We start from the raw sequence: 18,078 nt of genomic DNA on the forward strand, positions 1-18,078 counted from the left end.
GTCGTCGAACACTCACAACTTGGAGCGATCACGCCGGCAGAGCGTGGCGCAAAACCGGATTAGCACCAGGAGATTGAGATGACTGAAGCACATTTGACTGACGTTGCGACCCTGCGCTCACGCGCCCGTCAAAACGTCGAAAACGGCGCCGTGACCGAAGGCTACGACGCTGATCGCGAGGAAATTATCCGCCTGCTCAACGCGTCGCTGGCCACCGAACTGGTCTGCGTGCTGCGTTATAAGCGTCACTACTTCATGGCCAACGGCCTGAAAGCCAGCGTCGCCGCCGATGAATTCCTCGAACACGCGACCCAGGAAGCCGAGCATGCCGACAAACTGGCCGAGCGCATCGTGCAGCTGGGCGGCGAGCCGGAGTTCAACCCGGACCTGCTGTCGAAGAACTCCCACGCACAATACGTGGCCGGCAACAGCTTGAAGGAAATGGTCTACGAAGACTTGGTTGCCGAGCGGATTGCGGTGGACAGCTACCGTGAAATCATCCAGTACATCGGCGACAAAGACCCGACCACGCGTCGCATCTTCGAAGACATCCTGGCCCAGGAAGAAGAACACGCCGACGACATGGCGGACATTCTGCAGGACCTGTAGGTCGTCACACCGCAAGCCCCATGTGGGAGCGGGCTTGCCCGCGATAGCGGAGTATCAGTCAACGAAGATATCGACTGATGCCTCCCCTTCGCGAGCAAGCCCGCTCCCATTTTTTTGCTGACTGTTGCGTCAATCAGCCTTTCACCGTCTTCGGCGCCTTGCCTTCCTTCATCTGCTGCAACAGCGGTGCACACTGGTTCGGCGCATCGCTACTCGGTGCCACCAACGCCAGCAACCCGGCAGCCGGGCCGGCGATCACACCCAGCGCGACCATGCCTGCCCCGCGCAGCATCAGCGGTACCGCTTTCACACCCGCATTGGGCTTGATAAACGGGCCGTTGACGTACAGCGGCGAACGCAGGGAAAACAGGCGAAAGCCCTTGGACTCCGGCGTGATGGTCAGGTCGAGCTGTTCGGTCGCCATGTTCGCGGTGCCATCGATGTAGATGATCGCGTTCTCGGTATCGAATACAAACAGGCGAGTGGTCGCCAGGCCGGTCTTGATGCCGAAATCCGCAGCCGCGCAGTTGATCTTCACTTCTTTGTCGCCGAACAGGCGGCCCACCACGTAGTTGCCCACGTTGAGCCCGGCGATTTCCATCAGGCCACGGCTGATTGCACCGTCGTTGATGAGCATTTTCAGGTCACCGTTGGAGGAGCCCAACAACGCCGCCACGGAGTTGCCGCGCCCGGACACATCGGCATCACCGTTGAGCTCACCAAAGCTGGTTTTCATCGGTTCAAAGGTCGGGAACAACTGCTTGAGTTTGAAGTTGCGCGCAGTCAGTTTCGCGCGGCCTTCCATCGGCGTGATGCGCCCGTTGAGACGAATCTGTGCGTCCAGTTTGCCGCCGGCCACCCCAAAGCGCAGGGGTTCCAGGCTCAGTTCGCCGTCGTTGAGGATCAGGTGGGTATAGAGGTCTGTGAACGGCAACTCGGCGCTGTGCACGATGCGCTTGCCGGTGAACTCCACATCGGCGTCCATGTCGCGCCAGCGCTCGGTGCGGAACTCTTCCACCGGCAACACCTTGGTCGCCGGTTGCTTGCTCTCGCCGCCACGGGCTTTTTGCTTGGCATTGGAGTCGGCACCGATCAATGGGGCAAGGTCGGTCATCAGCAATTGGTTGGAGACCAGTTTGCCACTGAGCTTGGGCCGAGGCTGACTGGCCACATAGCTGAGGTCGCCGTGGATATCACTGTTGCCGATCTTGCCGTTGAAGTTTTCATAGGTGAATGACGCGCCACTGGCTTCGTGCAGCTTGGCGATCAGGTGACCGTCGGTGGAATAGGCCGGCGAGTCGGGCAGCGTCACACCGGTCAGCGGGTAGAGGTTACCCAGGCTGCTGCCAGCGAGCTTCAGGCGCAGGTCCAGGGCACCGAGGTTAAGTGGGTCGGTCAGGGTGCCGGCCAGGGCGATGCTGGTGTCGGCGATTTTCACCTGGGCTTGCAGCGGGAACGGCTTGGCCGCGTCCTGCAAGGCGAGCAGGCCACCGATTTTGCCGGTGCCGTCGAGCTTCTGACCGTGATATTGGCCTTTGACCTTGAGGGCAAACGCATAGTCCTGAGGCGCCGAGCCTTTTTCCAGGGCCTTTTTAGCATCGGCGTCGCCGACGATCGCGCTGAACGGAATGGGCTTGCCCAGCAGGTCGATGATCACATCCAGCTGGGTTTTGAGCGTCTGGTCGTCAAGCGTTACGTGGCCTTTGTCGAAACCGATAGCGCCGATGTCCACCACCCAACTGGAAGGTTCGGCGTTGGGGTCTTTGGGGTCAAACTTGAAGGTCCAGTTGGCGCGACCATCGGCCAGGCGCTGCAAGTCGGCGCTCGGCTCGGTAAGGTCAATACGCGGGATGACCACACGCTGCGCCAGCAGCGCCAACGGCGAAATGCGCAGCTCTACGCGTTTGAGCGTGACCATCTGGGGTTTTTTCGACCAGTCGGGGTTACCCAGGGTGAGGTCCTCGGCAATCACGTGCGGCCAGGGCACCCAGGCCCGCCAGCCCCCTACATCCGGTTCACGGGCCCACACCACCGCCAGGTTGCCATTGATGGCGAAGGGGCGATGCAGCTCTTCGGAGACCTTGGCATTGAGCGGCGGCTTGATGCGGTTCCAGTCGAAAAATACCAGCACCAACACCACCACGGCGATTAACAGAACGAAGCTGGCGCAGCTCCAAACAACAATTTTACGAGTGCGCGTCATTGCACAGGACTCCTGGTTACGACTGAGGGTGCGCACTGCCGCGCACCTTTTGACTGCAGCTTATAAGGCTACGACTGACAAATGGTCTGTGGGTTTAGCCTGAGTTCGAATTCATCGCAAAAAAAGCGATTCCTCCTACGGCTTGTATCGACCAGACCATCAACAATGCACCAGTGTTACCCGTAAACGGGTCGAAAATACCCACCATGGTGCAAAACCGCGGGCTTGAGAGGTCCGTTCTAGAGCCTCTGCCGAGAACAATCAATTCTGTTGATTATTACCATTGTGTTTATGAACTTTTATATCGACTTATCGAGAGTAGCATTAGCCCTGTACCCACTTTATCGCCCTCCCAAGGAGCAACCATCATGAAACGCCAATTACTCGCTACCGTTCTGCTGTCTGTCCTGGCTTCCAGCGCTTTTGCCCTGCCAGCCGCTGAACAAGCCACCCCACAGAACAAAGCCCAAGCCGTGCAGTCCAGCCAAACCCTGGCGCGCAGCGGTTCGCAAGAAGATGAAAACCGTGATTACGCCAAAGGCGCTGTTGCAGAAAATGGCTCGGAACACGCCAACAAACGCGCTTACACCGAAGGCGTTGCCGAAGGTGGCCGTGATCGCCTGGAACAGAAAGGTCTGGTAGAAGGCGGTGCTGAACAAGCCAACGACCGCGCTTACACCCAAGGTGTTGCCGAAGGCGGTGCTGACCGTCTGCAAGAACTGCATCAAGCACAGAGCTAAGCCTGTGCCGGCCCAGAAAAAAGCCCGATCGGCCGATCGGGCTTTTGCTTTTATATAGACCACGTCACGCTCAGCCCCCGCCAAGTTCGACGCCGATGAAGCTGTTTTGCTAGAGTGCGTCGCTGTACTTGCCGACAAAGCCCGCCCGCCGATGCTGCCCCGCGCCGAACAGAAGCAACAAACCCGCCTCGCCTTGATGGACGCAGCCCGCCATCTGATGGAGTGTGGCCGTGGGTTTGGCAGCCTGAGCCTGCGCGAAGTGGCCAAGACCGCCGGGATCGTGCCGACCGGGTTCTATCGTCACTTTGACGACATGGACCAGCTTGGGCTCGTCTTGGTGAGCGAGGTCGGCCAGACCTTCCGCGCCACTATCCGCCTGGTGCGTCACAACGAGTTCGTCATGGGCGGCATCATCGATGCGTCCGTGCGGATCTTCCTGGATGTGGTCTCGGCCAATCGCTCGCAATTCCTGTTCCTGGCGCGCGAGCAATACGGCGGTTGCCTGGCCGTGCGGCAAGCCATCGGTGCGCTGCGCGAAGACATCACCAGCGACTTGGCGGCGGACCTCACACTGATGCCCAAGCTCCAGCACCTGGATGCCGAAGGTCTGCACGTGATGGCCGACCTGATCGTCAAGAGCGTATTCGCCACCCTGCCCGATATCATCGACCCTCCCGCCCAGGCGCTGCCTGCCCACCTTACGCCTCAGGCGAAAATCACCCAGCAACTGCGCTTTATCTTTATCGGCCTCAAGCATTGGCAAGGGCTGGGCAGTACCGAGTAAGCCCGTCAGCCTGGCATGTGGAAGCCCAGTTCCTGACCCCGCGTAGGCCAGGTTTCTAAAAACGCCAGCAAGAAACAGATGAAAGAAACTTCATACAGAACAGGGCGAACCTCAACGCAAAACGCCCACATCCAGTGCTATAAACCCCATCACGCACCAAATTGAACCACTCCCGCAATCAACGCATGCCCTATTCGGTGGCACGACGATGCCTGCTTACAGGGATTTCCTACTCACGGGTGTGGTTGGCAAGCCCCTTGCTCTAGCTCTCTCATCGCTCATAGCTGGAAGCCTTCTGATGCTGGTGATCCACCGCCGAATCGCCCCCCAAGCCCTCTGGGCTGCCGAACTGCTGCTGAATTTCGAAGCGCGCAGTAAAAGCCGGCTGCGCTGTTTCAGTGCCGATGGCGAAGACGTCGGCCTGTTTTTGGAGCGCGGCCAGCCGCCGCTGCACGATGGGGAATTCCTACAAGCTGAAGACGGACGCGTCGTACGCGTCTGTGCTCGCCCTGAACAACTGCTGCACGTCACCTGCAGCAACGCGTTTGAACTGACCCGCGCGGCTTATCACCTCGGTAACCGCCATGTCGCCCTGCAAGTGGGCGACGGCTGGCTGCGCCTGCTCGATGACTACGTGCTCAAGGCCATGCTCGAACAGTTAGGCGCCCATACCGACACCATTGAAGCGCCGTTCCAACCGGAACACGGCGCCTACGGCGGTGGCCATCATCATTCACGCCACGGTGATGAAGACTTCAATTACCCGCCCAAGCTGCACCAGTTCGGCGTACGCCTATGAACCCAGCCTGGGCGCTGCTGCGTCTGGCCAGTCCGCAGTTGCCGATTGGCGGCTACAGCTATTCACAGGGCCTGGAAATGGCCGTGGACAATGGGCGCGTAAATGACGCCGCGAGTGCGCGTCGCTGGATCAGCGACCAACTGCTGCTCAACCTCGCGCGTTTCGAAGCACCGCTGTTGCTCGCCCACTGCCGCGCCGCCGCCGCACAGGATTGGCCGCGCCTGGCGCAATTGTGCGAAGAGCATCGCGCCAGCCGCGAGACCCGCGAGCTGTATCAGGAGAGTCGCCAGATGGGCTACTCCCTGCAACAACTGCTCAATGGCTTGCCGGAACTGGACGCCGCCGCGCGTGCATTTCTGGAGCCATGCGCCGAACCGCACCTGGCTCTGGGCTGGGCCCTGGCCGCGCGCGCCTGGCACATCAGCCCCGACGACGCCCTCGCCGCCTGGTTATGGAGCTGGCTGGAAAACCAACTCGCGGTATTGATGAAGACGCTGCCCCTGGGCCAGCAAGCCGCCCAGCGCCTGACCAGCGAACTGCTGCCGCTGCTGCAACAAGCCCAGCAGGACGCCGGGCGAATCGACCCCAACCATTTCGGCAGCGCCGCGTTCGGCCTGTCCCTGGCGTGCATGGCCCACGAGCGCCAGTACAGCCGACTGTTCCGTTCCTAGCCCTTTAACGTTGTCGCCTTTTACTTGGAGAAGCACATGAACACACAACCCCTGCGTGTCGGCATCGGCGGCCCGGTGGGCTCCGGCAAGACCGCCCTGACGCTGGCGCTGTGCCTGGCCTTGCGCGACCGCTACAACCTGGCGGTGGTGACCAACGACATCTACACCCGTGAAGACGCCGACTTCCTGGTGCGCAACCAGGCCCTGGCGCCGGAACGCATCATTGGCGTGGAAACCGGCGGCTGCCCGCACACCGCGATTCGTGAAGACGCCTCGATCAACCTGGAGGCGGTGGATCAGCTCAACCGCCGGTTTCCGGGCCTTGACCTGATTCTGGTGGAGTCCGGCGGTGACAACCTGTCGGCAACGTTCAGCCCGGAGCTGTCGGACCTGACGATCTATGTGATCGATGTGTCTGCCGGCGACAAGCTGCCACGCAAAGGCGGGCCCGGTATTTGCAAATCCGACCTGCTGGTCATCAACAAAATCGACCTGGCGCCGCTGGTGGGCGCCTCCCTGGAATTAATGAACAGCGACACCCAACGCATGCGCAACGGTAAACCCTTTGTGTTCAGTAATCAGAAAACCGGCGTCGGCCTGGATGAAATCGTCGCCTTTATTGAACGTCAGGGCTTGCTGACCGCCGCCTGATCTCACCCTAAAAAAGGAGCCTGTCCATGGGCCTCAACAAACTTCTCGCAACCGCCGCTCTGCTGCTCGCTCCGGCCCTCGCCTTCGCTCACCCCGGGCATGGGGACAATGGGCTGGTGGCAGGCATCAGCCACCCGTTGGGCGGCATCGATCACTTGCTGGCCATGGTCGCAGTCGGCCTCTGGGCGGCGCAGCAAAAAGGCAACGCGCGCTGGGCACTGCCTTGCACCTTTGTCGGCGTCATGTTGATTGGCGGCCTTTTGGGCTTTGAAGGCCTGCAATTGCCGGCACTTGAGAGCGGGATTGCCGCGTCAGTGCTGGCGCTGGGCCTGGCAGTAGCGCTGGCGGTGCGGCCGCCGTTGTTTGTGGCGGTGGGTGCGACGGGGTTGTTCGCGCTGTTTCACGGCGTGGCGCATGGCTTGGAGCTGCCGGAGATGTCCAGCCCGTGGGCGTATGCCGTAGGGTTTGTCGGCGCAACGGCGGTGTTGCATGCGGCCGGGTATGCGGTGGTGCGTTTCCTGCCGGCGGCGGCTGCACCGTTGGTGCGGGTCGCGGGTGCGGCTTCGGCGGCGACTGGGGTCTGGTTGCTGGCGGGCTGATTTTCAGCGCTGCTGAGGGCCTCTTCGCGAGCAAGCCCGCTCCCACATTTGACCGCATTCCAATCGGAGGACGCGGTTAAATGTGGGAGCGGGCTTGCTCGCGAAAGCGGTCTCAAAACCACCATCTATCCCAAGCCTGCTACCATGCGCGCCTACACCCCTGCCGTGACGACGCCAGCCGATGCCCATCGCTCCAAGCTCCGCCCCCAAGCCTTCGTTGAATGCCGTGCTCACGCACTTCCATGACCTGATCGTGCCGCTGTGGCAGGGCCCGGGCTGGAATGCCGAGTTGGCGTTGCCGTACGAGGCGCTGGACGCCAATCACACGCCATTGCCGCCGCAACGCTACCGCGCCATGGCGTGTGCCCGGCAGCTGTACCTGTTTGCCAGCCTGATCGGTGAACCCGGCTCGGCCTTCGCCGAAGAGCGTGCGGCGGCGCTGTTTCGTTCACTGCAACGGCACTTCCATGACGCCGAGCACGGTGGCTGGTTCTACAGCATCGACGCCCACGGCAAGCCGCTGGACAAGCGCAAAGACCTCTACACCCACGCCTTCATCATCTTCGCCTGCGCCCACTACTGGGCCAAAGTGCGTGAGCCGCTGGTGGAGTCGGTGCTCGATGCGGCCCTGGAAGTGGTCGCCGAACGCTTCGCCACCGGCGACGGCCTGTACGAAGCGGTATTGGAACGCAACTGGTCGTCCCTCAAGTCCGGCCCCCTGCAAAACCCGCTGATGCACCTCGCCGAAGGCTTCCTCGCCACGCTGGCCGTGCGTGAGGACGCCATTACGCAAGATGCGCTGCTGGACCTCGCTAGCGCGATGCAGAAGCGCTTCATCGACCGCCAGCACGGCGTGATGATGGAGAAACCGCTGGGCGCTGTGGATAACTGGTTTGAGCCAGGCCACCAGTTCGAATGGTTCTTTTTGCTGGAATCGTCAGACGTACTGCGCAGCACACCGTTGCATGCGTCGCTGACGCGGGCGTTTGCCTACGCCGAGCGCAAGGGTGTGGATAAACTCAGCGGTGCGGTCAGCGGCATGCTCGCCCTGGATGGCAGCGTGCGCGACGGTACTCAGCGAATCTGGGCCCAGGCCGAATACCTGCGCGCACTGACCTTGCGCCCCGGCAGTGAGGCGGTGCTGCAACGCCAATTGCTGGCGCTGCAACAACGATTCCTGCATGACAAAGGCTGGCACGAATGCCTGGACGCCGAGGGCGCCGTGAGCCGACGGGATATGCCGTCGACCACGCCGTATCATTTGGCGACCTGCTATCAAGGCCTGATCCAGCATCTCGGCTGATTTTCAGGGCCTCATCGCAGGCAAGCCAGCTCCCACATTGGACCGCATTCCAACGGTAGAACGCGGTTAAATGTGGGAGCGGGCTTGCTCGCGAAAGCCTCCCCTCGGTCTAAATGACTGTCACGCAATCCACTTGCGATCCCCGGTAAAACTGATCGTCAGCCAGCGCGCCGCATCCGGCGTGCCGAGCCCTGTGGATATCTCTTCACGCAGCCCATCCAGGGTCGCGACGTTATCCACCGGGTAGTTCGCCGGCAATACCACATGAATCTCGATAAACCGCGCCCGCCCGTGTTTTTGCACGTACGACACGTAGTCGTCGAAACCATGCCTGGCCTGGGCCGCGTCCATGACCTCGCGCACCTTGTCGTCCAAGTGGTCCGGGGCAATCCCCAGCACTTCGCGCAATGCCGGGCGCAGGATCTTGAACGCCGGCGCCAGCATGCTCAGGGCCAGCAGGATCAGGATCAGCGGGTCGACATACACCGCCCACTCGCCATACCCCTGAGACTTGAGCAACAGCGCGGCGAGAAAGCTGATCAGCAAACCCACCGAGAGCATCGCGTCCACCATCCAACTGATGTTGTCGAACTGGATCAGTGAGGATTTCAGTGTGCGATTGCGATAGCGCACGTAGAAGAAGTAGGCAAATTCAACGACGGTGAACACCGCCGCATAAATAATCACCAGCCCCAACTCGATTTCGCGCCCGCCGTTGATAATGCCGAACACACCGTTGAGAAACGCGTAGATCGCGATCAACAACAGGAAACTACCTTCGATCAGCAACACCATGGGTTCCAGGTGCCAATAGCCGAACTGGAAACGCTCGTTGCTTTTCTTGGCGATCAGCTTGGCCGTGATCAGCATCAACACCTTGATGGCGGTGGCGATCAGCGAGAAAAAGCCGTCGAATAGAATGGATTGGGCGCCAGAAATAACACCCGTGACAATCCCGGCGATCGCGACGGCGAACATCAGGATGGTCGATTGTTTGAGCAGTGCCTGCTCACCTCGGTTACTCACATTTCCTCCCGTCAAAACCTTTAAACCGCACAGTGCGGAGGGGTTTTACGGGGTGGAGTGTACCTTATGTCGTGTTTTGGCCGATTTGACGCCATCGCTGGCAAGCCAGCGCCCACATTTGATCGGGTTCACACGATCAACATGTGGGAGCTGGCTTGCCTGCGATGGCCGCAACTCGGTCTTAGCCTTTAGCCCCGCGCTCAATCGCAAACCCAGCCCAGGTCTGGCTCACCGGCATCAACTCAAGACGATTGATGTTGACGTGCGCCGGGGTGTTGAGCACCCAGAAGATGGTGTCGGCGATATCCTGCGGCTGGATCGGCTCGGCGCCGGCGTAGGTGGCGTCGTAGCGCGCCTGGTCACCGCCGAAGCGCACCAGCGAGAACTCGCTCTCGCACAAGCCGGGCTCGATGTTGGTCACACGCACGCCGGTGCCTTGCAGGTCGCAGCGCAGGTTCAGCGAGAATTGCTTCACGAACGCCTTGGAGCCGCCATACACGTGGCTGCCCGGATACGGATAGCTACCGGCGATCGAACCCAGGTTGATGATCCCGGCGCCACGGCCGTGAGCGATCAGGCGCGGCAACAGCAGGCTGGTGGTGGTCAGCAGGCCTTTGATGTTGGTGTCGACCATGGTTTCCCAATCGTCGAGGCTGCACTTGGGCGCAGGGTCGGTGCCCACGGCCAGGCCGGCGTTGTTGATCAGCCCGCGCAGCTTGGCGAACGATGGCGGCAGATTGGCAATCGCGTCTTCCATGCCCTTGCGGTCACGCACGTCCACGACCAGGCCGTGCACTTCAGTCTGCTTGGAAAGCTCTTCAACCAAGGCATTCAATCGGTCGGCACGCCGACCGGTGAGCACCAGTTTCCAGCCGGCTTCGGCAAAACGACGGGCGCAGGCTTCGCCGAAGCCTGAGGTTGCGCCAGTAATAAACAGCGTGTCGGACATGGTGTTCTCCTTGCGGGCATCGGGAAAAAAAACAGCCAGCAGAATGCCCTTACGCCGTCGTTGCGGCAACCGCTAAGCACACACCTTCATCTACGACTGATCAATTTTTAACCATTCACATCTAACCCATGTAAACCGGGCCTTGCAGCCATATGCGCGCAGGTTATCCACAACTGCGCCCACAGTCTTTGGGGGCAAGTGCAAAACGGCTCAAGCCGCTATGTACAAGGCTTGCAGGCAGTTTTAGAAAGTTTTTTGCTTGACCTTGGACGGGGCGTATGTAGGCCCATGCACACAGGCGAAATCCGAACGATGGCTCCAGGCCAGTCATTCCGGCCTCTGCGGCCGTCTTTCCAGAGTTTAGTCACAGACTTATCCACAGGCTCAAGGGACATAAATCGGTCATATACCTGTGTCTTTAAACAGGTTGACAAATCCCTTGCGTGGTCACGAAAAACCCACTGATCATAAAACAACCACCGCGCTACAGCCCGCGCCGTTAAAGGCTTTCAGCCAGCTACTCCCACGTTACCCACAGCCGGTTCCACAGTGAATGGGGACAAGTCAAAACTGTGACAAAACAGGGATTTGCGGCGGCTATATGTCGCGCTTTAGAGGGCGGCTGGATTTGTTTTCCACAATTTCGAAAGCGACCCAAAAACAAATGTGGGAGGGGGCTTGCTCCCGATAGCAATGTGTCAGCCCGCACTTCGCAAACTGACACTCCACTATCGGGAGCAAGCCCCCTCCCACAGGGGTCATGCGTCAAAATTTGCGATCAGTGACCGCCCAGATAGGCGTTACGCACCTCTTCATTCACCAGCAGCTCCTTGCCGGTGCCTGTGAGGCGAATCTCACCGTTGACCATCACATACGCTCGGTCCGACAGGCGCAGTGCGTGGTTGGCGTTCTGTTCCACCAGGAAGATGGTCATCCCAGTGGCCGCCAGCTCGCGCAGGGTGGCGAAGATCTGCTTCACCACAATCGGCGCCAGGCCCAGGCTTGGCTCATCCAGCAGCAACAACTTGGGCCGGCTCATCAGTGCACGGGCAATGGCGAGCATTTGCTGCTCCCCACCGGACATGGTCATCGCCCGCTGGGTACGCCGCTCCTTGAGGCGGGGGAACAGCTCGAACATGCGCTGCATGTCTTCCTGGGCGAATTTATCGCCAATCGGGATGGTGCCCATCAGCAGGTTTTCCTCGACGGTCATGTCGGGGAACACCCGCCGCCCTTCCGGCGACTGCGCAATGCCGTTGGACGCGATGTAGTGGGACGACTTGTGGGTAATGTCGACGCCGTTGTAGATGATTTGCCCCGACTCGGCCCGTGGCTGGCCGAAGATCGACATCAGCAGCGTGGATTTACCCGCGCCGTTGGAGCCGATCAGGCTGACGGTTTCGCCTTCGTTGATGTGCAGCGAGACTTTTTTCAGGGCCTGGATCGGGCCGTAAAACACGTCCAGGTCTTTCATTTCGAGGATAGGTGCACTCATACCAACTCCTCTTCGTCTGCGCCCAGGTAGGCGGCAATCACTTTTGGATCATTGCGGATCGCTTCCGGGCCGCCTTCGGCGATGACGTTGCCGTGGTCAAGCACCACGATGTGGTCGGAAATACTCATTACCATGCCCATGTCGTGTTCGATCAGCACCACCGTGAGGTCGTGTTCGTCGCGCAGCAGGCGAATCATCGCGCTGAGCGCTTCGGTTTCCTGGGGGTTGAGACCCGCTGCCGGTTCGTCCAGGCAAATGATCTGCGGCCGGGTGCACATGGCCCGGGCGATTTCCAGGCGGCGCTGCTGGCCGTAGGAAAGCTCACCGGCCAGGCGGTTGGCGCAGTCCACCAGGTCGACCACTTCCAGCCAGTAGAACGCGTGGTCGAGGGCGTCGCTCTCGGCCTTGCGATAGCCTTTGGTGTTGAGGATGCCCGCAAGCATGCTGCGGTTGACCCACATGTGCTGGGCCACCAGCAGGTTTTCCAACACCGACATTTCCTTGAACAGGCGAATGTTCTGGAAGGTCCGCGCCAAGCCTGCGCGGTTCACCAGGTGGGTGCCACCGAACATCTTGTAGTAGACACGGCTGAGGAAGCTTTTCGGCGACACGAAGTCCACCGCTTTAAAGCGCTCACCGAGCAGTTGGATCACGTTGGTCTGTTTACCCCGCACGTTGAGTTCGATTTTGCCGCCACTGGCTTTGTAGAAGCCGGTGAGGCAGTTGAACACGGTGGTCTTGCCGGCGCCGTTGGGGCCGATCAGGGCGAAGATCGAGTTGCGTTCGACCTTGAGGCTCACATCGCTCAAGGCCTTGATGCCACCGAAGTGCATCATCAGATGTTCCACGGACAGCACGACTTCCTTGCTCATGGCGCCACTCCTTTACGTGGGGTCACACCGGTTCGGCTGATCCGAATCAGGCCGCGCGGTCGCCAGATCATCATCACCACCATCAACACGCCAAACAACAGCACGCGGTACTCGGAGAAGCTGCGCAACAGTTCCGGCGCCACCGTCAATACGAACGCCGCGATCACCACGCCGACGGTCGACCCCATGCCGCCCAACACCACGATGGCCAGGATCAGCGCCGACTCGAAGAAGGTAAACGACGACGGGTTGACGAAGCCCTGGTAGCTGGCAAAGAACACCCCGGCCAGACCGGCCGTGGACGCACCGATGGTGAATGCCGAGAGTTTGACCAGTACGTGGTTCAGGCCCATGGAACGGCAGGCGATTTCATCTTCGCGCAAGGCTTCCCAGGCGCGGCCGACCGGCATGCGGGTCAGGCGATGCTTGATGTACAGCACGGCCAGCACCACCAGGAACAGCACGATATAGATGAACATGAACTTGATGTTGGGGTTGTAATCGATGCCGAAGAACTCATGGAACGGAATCCCGCCATCCTTTGCTTTACGCCCGAACTCCAGGCCAAGGAAGGTCGGCGAAGGCACCGGCATGCCGTTCGGCCCACCGGTAAACGACAGCCAGTTGTTGAGCACCAGTCGAATGATTTCACCGAAGCCCAAGGTCACGATGGCCAGGTAGTCACCGTGCATTCGCAGCACCGGGAACCCGAGTATGCACCCCGCCAGCGCCGCACAGATGGCCGCCAGTGGCAGCACCGTCCAAAAGCCCAGGCCGAGGTACTGATAACCCAGCGCCAGGCCGTAGGCACCGATGGCGTAGAACGCCACATAACCCAGGTCCAGCAGACCGGCCAGGCCCACCACGATGTTCAGGCCCAGGCCGAGCAGCACGTAGATCAGCCCGAGGATGACCACGGTCAGCAGGTACTTGTTGGCGAAGATCGGGAACACGATGGCGATCACGATCAGCGCCGGGATGATCCAGCGCAGCCGCGACTTGTAGTCCGGCGGCAGCACGTGCACGCCGGAGCCACTGGTCTCGAAACCCTGCAGAATCTTCGCCCCTTTGGGCGTTTGCAGGAACAGGCTCATGGCAAAGCGGCCGACCATCACGATGGCGACCAGGACGGCCACACGGGCCGGTTGCAGGTTGAAGCCGTAGCCGTCGAGGACCACGCCGACGATCGGACCGAACACGATCAACGAAATCAGCCCGGCAAGGACCGTATCGACGACACTTTTCTTGATATCGATAGATTTGGCAGCAGACATGTTTACACCTTCGCCACGAGCGGACGACCAAGCAGGCCCTGAGGACGGAAAATCAGAATCACCACCAGCAGGGAGAAACTGAACACGTCTTTGTAGTCAGAGTTGATCAACCCCGAGAACAGCGACTCGGAGATACCCAGGATGATCCCGCCGAGCATGGCCCCAGGCAGGGAACCGATGCCGCCGAGTACCGCTGCGGTAAACGCCTTGATGCCGATGATGAAGCCGGCGTAGAAGTCGAACGTGCCGTAATTCAGGGTAATCAGCACGCCGGCCAGGGCCGCCATGGCTGCACCGATCACGAATACGTAGGAGATCACCCGGTCGGTGTTGATACCGAGGATCGACGCCATCTTGCGGTCTTGCTGGGTGGCACGGCACATGCGGCCGAGCTTGGTGTATTTGATGATGTAGGTCAGCAGCCCCATGCCGAGAAACGCGGCCACCAGGATGAACACCTTGGTGTAGGTCAACTGCACGAACCCGCTGCCGATATCGACGCGCCAGGCGCCGGCCAGCAGGGTAGGAATACCTTGTTGTTTCGCGCCCTGAGCAATCTGGGCGTAGTTCTGCAGGATCAGGGAGATACCGATGGCGCTGATCAGCGGTGCCAGTCGGGTGGAGTTGCGCAACGGTTTGTAGGCGACACGCTCGATGACCCACCCGTAAACGCCGGTGACGACTACGGTGAATATCAAAGTGCCAAGAATGAGCAACGGGAAGGATTCGATGCCGAAGTAGGCCAGCAGTGCCAGACTGATCGCCGCGAGGTAAGCGGAAATCATATAAACCTCGCCATGGGCGAAGTTGATCATGCCAATGATGCCATAGACCATTGTGTAGCCGATGGCGATCAGGCCATAGACCGACCCGAGGGTCAGGCCGTTGACCAGTTGCTGCAGGAAGATACCATCCATAACGCAATCTCACGCGGTGAGAACCTGCACACCGGTGGGTGTGCGGCCCTTCTGGAGGAAAAGACAGACTTGATGCCTGACACGATGGGACGGGCAACCACGCCCCCCGAGGGAAACGGGCCGGCCGGCGATAACGGACTGACAACCAACAGCTGTGTTGAATGTGCAACCGCTCTCGCAGGCGAGCCAGCTCCCACAGGGGACCGAGGCGCTTAAACGATCGTGTTTGTTCTTACTTCTGCTTTTCCAGCTGGTGGTATTTGCCGTCTTTGTCCCACTGGTAAACCACGTAGTCGGAGATTTTCAGGTCGCCCTTGGCGTCCCAGGTCTTCTCGCCCATAACGGTTTTAACCGGGTGAGCTTTCAGCCATTTGGCTGCGTCTTCGCCCTTGTCGGACTTGGCACCGTTGAAACCGGCTGCCAGGGCCTGGATCGAAGCGTAGGCGTACAGGGTGTAGCCTTCAGGTTCGGTGCCGTTTTTGCGGAACTCTTCCACCACGGTCTTGCTGTCCGGCAGCAGGCGCGGGTCAGCGCCGAAGGTCATGTACACACCATCGACGTACTGCTTGCCGCCGGCGGTGGCGACCAGTTCGTCGGTGACGATGCCGTCATCGGACATGAACTTGACGTCTTTGAGGCCGGCTTCACGAATCTGCCGAACCAGTGGACCGGCTTCCGGGTGCAGGCCGCCGAAATAAACCACGTCAGCACCGGTGGAGCGGATTTTGGTGACCAGGGCGCTGAAGTCTTTCTCGCCACGGGTCAGGCCTTCTTCCAGCACCGGCTTCACGCCGCGCTTGGTCAACTGCGCAGCGGTAGCGTCAGCCAGGCCTTTGCCGTAGGTGTCTTTGTCGTTGATAACAGCGACCTTCTTACCTTTGAGCACATCGACGATGTAGTCGCCGGCGACGATGCCTTGCTGGTCATCACGGCCGCACATGCGGAACACCGCCGACAGGCCGCGCTCGGTGACGGTCGGGTTGGTGGAGCCTGGGGTGATCATGATGATGCCTGCGTCGGCATACACCTCGGAGGCAGGAATGGTGTTGGAGGAGCAGAAGTGCCCGACCACGCCGATGACTTTGTCCTGGTCTGCCAGGCGGTTAGCCACCGCTACGGCCTGCTTTGGCTCACAGGCGTCGTCGCCGGCCACCAGTTTGATCTGCTCGCCGTTGATCCCGCCGGCCTTGTTGATCACATCGGCTGCCGCTTGGGCACCCTTCATGTACTGCTCACCGAAAGCTGCGTTGGCACCCGTCATCGGGCCCGCCACGCCAATCTTCACATCAGCTTGAACAAACGTAGAAACACCCAGCGCCGTTGCAACGGCGAGGGCCAGAAAACCTTTCTTGTAAAACGTCTGGGACATGAGTGGTGCTCCGAGGTTTTTGTTTATTGGCACTACGAATTCAATGCAAACCTTCAACTGAAACTTTCAGAGAAAGCCAAGAGCAAGGCGCGTGCCATTACGTTTTTATTCTTCAAAAAGACACGGTGTCATTGTTATTACAGGCGTTTCGACTCCTTTTGCCAGGACGTGCAACCGTCTAGCGTCGGAAGGTGCAACCAATGGACCCAAAAAGTACAACCCTGGCAGGTCGCACCTGCAACCAGGCGGATAAACGGTCGTTCCTGCACCTGTAACAACGTGCGTAACGGAACTGCACATTTACAGTGCGTGATTGCTACGACTTGCACCAATACAGATTAGTAGCCTGCTAAGAAAATGCAGGCTTCTGAACGGTATTTCGCTGATCAGATCACGATCCGCAGGCATTGCCCGGCGTGATACAGCGAAAATCCTGCTTCATAAAGACAGCTGCGCAGGCCCACCCCGGCTAACGGCTGCATCGGCGCGAAGGGGATCGGCAACGCCTGGGGATTCTGGTGACACAAGTAGTCGGCAAATGCTTTGCCCACGACGCTGCCGGTGGTCACACCACGTCCGTTATAGCCCGTTACGGCGACCAGGCCCGGCGCTGGCTCGAACAGGCGCATCAGGTGGTCCGGGGTGAAGGCAATACAACCGGTCCAGGTGTATTCCCACTGCACCGATTTGAGGTATGGGAAGTAATGCTGCTGCACCCGATCAGCCCACGCCTTGAGGAACCACGCCGGTTTTTGGTTACCGTTGCCCAGGCTGCCGAGCAACAGGCGGCCATCAGCGTCGCGGCGGATGCTGCTGAGTACCTGACGCGTGTCCCACGAGCCCTGCCCGCCGGGAAGGATCTGCTCGGCGGCGGCGTCAGTAAGCGGGGCTGACGCAACCTGGTAGTAGTAGCCGGGGAAGAAATTTCGGCGAAGCTCGGTCCACTCACCTTCGGTGTAGGCATTTGAGGCGATCACGACTTGTGCCGCCTGCACCGAGCCCTGGGCGGTCTGCACTGACCAGTGCGCACCTTGGCGTTCAAGCTGGGTGACCGGGGAATGGTCAAACAGTTGGCCGCCAAGGCCGACGGCGGCATTGGCCAGGCCAGTGGTATAAGCCATCGGGTTCAAGGTGCCGGCACGCCGATCCAGCAACGCCGCGGCAATTTTTTTCGTGCCCGTGGCGTCCTCGCAAGCCTGGCCGGTCAGCAACTCCACTGGCGCACCACGGCGTTTCCATTGTGCTTCACGGCTGCGCAAATCCGCCTCGCCACGGGCGTTGTGCGCCATGTGCAAGGTGCCCTCGCGGCGCAATTGGCAATCGATGTTGTACTTGTCGATAAGGCTGAACACCAGCGACGGCGCCGCCCCCAACATGCGGTTGAGCTGGCTGCCCACCGCTTCGCCGAAACCGGCTTCGATCTCATCCGGGGGAATCCACAGGCCGGCGTTGACCAGCCCGACGTTACGCCCCGAACCGCCATGGCCGGTGCGATGAGCCTCCAGCAGGGCGACGCTTTTGCCCTGTTCCAGCAAGTGAATGGCCGCCGACAAACCGGTGATACCGGCGCCGATCACGCACACATCCACCTTGACCTCGCCCTTGAGCGCAGCCCGATCCGGCCGGCCAGGGGTGAGGTGTTCCCACAAACATGTTTCGCGTAATGGCATTGCCAGACTCCGGAGAGGACCTAACAAACAACAATTATTTTGAATTGCAAACACCCTCAAATGTGGGAGCTGGCTTGCCTGCGATAGCATCACCTCGGTGTTCCCGGCACACCGAGGTGTCTGCATCGCAGGCAAGCCAGCTCCCAC

The 18,078-nt window shown here is 60.1% G+C and carries 17 protein-coding genes; 8 read left to right on the forward strand and 9 right to left on the reverse strand.

Annotated features, from left to right (window positions below; genetic code table 11):
* The first annotated feature begins 78 nt into the window (after positions 1-78).
* A complete protein-coding gene (locus tag JFT85_RS13130; RefSeq protein ID WP_053254087.1) occupies positions 79-609 on the forward strand; it encodes a ferritin-like domain-containing protein in 531 nt (176 codons plus the stop codon).
* Between the two features lie 133 nt (positions 610-742).
* Here JFT85_RS13130 and JFT85_RS13135 read toward each other — a convergent pair whose 3' ends face one another.
* Positions 743-2,812: an AsmA family protein gene (locus JFT85_RS13135; protein ID WP_187602124.1), complete on the reverse strand. Its 2,070-nt coding sequence runs from the start codon at positions 2,810-2,812 to the stop codon at positions 743-745.
* 368 nt (positions 2,813-3,180) lie between these two features.
* Here JFT85_RS13135 and JFT85_RS13140 point away from each other — a divergent pair, with 368 nt between their 5' ends.
* The 7 genes from JFT85_RS13140 to JFT85_RS13170 all read left to right on the forward strand — a co-directional run bounded on the left by JFT85_RS13140 (position 3,181) and on the right by JFT85_RS13170 (position 8,359).
* On the forward strand, positions 3,181-3,552 hold the full coding sequence (locus tag JFT85_RS13140) for a hypothetical protein (protein WP_053254085.1): 372 nt from the start codon (positions 3,181-3,183) through the stop codon (positions 3,550-3,552).
* 151 nt (positions 3,553-3,703) lie between these two features.
* Positions 3,704-4,336: a TetR family transcriptional regulator gene (locus tag JFT85_RS13145; protein ID WP_053254084.1), complete on the forward strand. Its 633-nt coding sequence runs from the start codon at positions 3,704-3,706 to the stop codon at positions 4,334-4,336.
* A gap of 298 nt (positions 4,337-4,634) precedes the next feature.
* A complete protein-coding gene (gene ureE / locus JFT85_RS13150) occupies positions 4,635-5,135 on the forward strand; it encodes an urease accessory protein UreE (RefSeq protein WP_053254083.1) in 501 nt (166 codons plus the stop codon).
* Positions 5,132-5,806: an urease accessory protein UreF gene (locus JFT85_RS13155; RefSeq protein ID WP_053254082.1), complete on the forward strand. Its 675-nt coding sequence runs from the start codon at positions 5,132-5,134 to the stop codon at positions 5,804-5,806. The genes ureE and JFT85_RS13155 overlap by 4 nt, the downstream gene beginning before the upstream one ends.
* Positions 5,807-5,842: 36 nt before the next feature.
* The gene (gene ureG / locus JFT85_RS13160; protein WP_017849719.1) at positions 5,843-6,457 is read left to right on the forward strand and encodes an urease accessory protein UreG; all 615 of its coding nucleotides are present in this window, start codon (positions 5,843-5,845) and stop codon (positions 6,455-6,457) included.
* 26 nt (positions 6,458-6,483) lie between these two features.
* Positions 6,484-7,056 (forward strand): HupE/UreJ family protein, encoded by a 573-nt coding sequence (locus JFT85_RS13165; RefSeq protein ID WP_053254081.1) that lies wholly within the window; start codon positions 6,484-6,486, stop codon positions 7,054-7,056.
* Between the two features lie 181 nt (positions 7,057-7,237).
* Positions 7,238-8,359, forward strand: coding sequence for an AGE family epimerase/isomerase (locus JFT85_RS13170; RefSeq protein WP_201229959.1), 1,122 nt, complete (start codon positions 7,238-7,240; stop codon positions 8,357-8,359).
* Positions 8,360-8,479: 120 nt separating this feature from the next.
* On the opposite strand, the gene JFT85_RS13175 is transcribed toward JFT85_RS13170, so the two are convergent.
* The 8 genes from JFT85_RS13175 to amaA form a co-directional block, all read right to left on the reverse strand.
* Complete coding sequence (locus JFT85_RS13175) at positions 8,480-9,385, reverse strand: cation diffusion facilitator family transporter (RefSeq protein WP_053254079.1); 906 nt, start codon at positions 9,383-9,385, stop codon at positions 8,480-8,482.
* Positions 9,386-9,566: 181 nt separating this feature from the next.
* Entirely contained in the window at positions 9,567-10,334 is a 768-nt protein-coding gene (locus JFT85_RS13180) for an SDR family oxidoreductase (RefSeq protein ID WP_053254078.1), read from the reverse strand.
* Positions 10,335-11,112: 778 nt separating this feature from the next.
* On the reverse strand, positions 11,113-11,829 hold the full coding sequence (locus tag JFT85_RS13185; RefSeq protein WP_053254077.1) for an ABC transporter ATP-binding protein: 717 nt from the start codon (positions 11,827-11,829) through the stop codon (positions 11,113-11,115).
* Positions 11,826-12,701 carry an ABC transporter ATP-binding protein gene (locus JFT85_RS13190; RefSeq protein ID WP_053254076.1) on the reverse strand — a complete coding sequence of 292 codons (876 nt, stop codon included), beginning with the start codon at positions 12,699-12,701 and terminating at the stop codon, positions 11,826-11,828. The genes JFT85_RS13185 and JFT85_RS13190 overlap by 4 nt, the downstream gene beginning before the upstream one ends.
* A complete protein-coding gene (gene livM, locus JFT85_RS13195) occupies positions 12,698-13,975 on the reverse strand; it encodes a high-affinity branched-chain amino acid ABC transporter permease LivM (RefSeq protein ID WP_053254075.1) in 1,278 nt (425 codons plus the stop codon). The genes JFT85_RS13190 and livM overlap by 4 nt, the downstream gene beginning before the upstream one ends.
* A gap of 2 nt (positions 13,976-13,977) precedes the next feature.
* Positions 13,978-14,892, reverse strand: a complete 915-nt coding sequence (locus tag JFT85_RS13200) for an ABC transporter permease subunit (RefSeq protein ID WP_053254074.1) — start codon at positions 14,890-14,892, stop codon at positions 13,978-13,980.
* A 232-nt stretch (positions 14,893-15,124) separates the two neighbouring features.
* On the reverse strand, positions 15,125-16,261 hold the full coding sequence (locus tag JFT85_RS13205; protein ID WP_053254073.1) for a branched-chain amino acid ABC transporter substrate-binding protein: 1,137 nt from the start codon (positions 16,259-16,261) through the stop codon (positions 15,125-15,127).
* A gap of 386 nt (positions 16,262-16,647) precedes the next feature.
* Complete coding sequence (amaA, locus tag JFT85_RS13210; protein WP_078827672.1) at positions 16,648-17,931, reverse strand: L-pipecolate oxidase; 1,284 nt, start codon at positions 17,929-17,931, stop codon at positions 16,648-16,650.
* Positions 17,932-18,078: the final 147 nt, after the last annotated feature.

This window comes from Pseudomonas sp. TH04 (assembly GCF_016651355.1).
GTDB lineage: Bacteria > Pseudomonadota > Gammaproteobacteria > Pseudomonadales > Pseudomonadaceae > Aquipseudomonas > Aquipseudomonas fluorescens.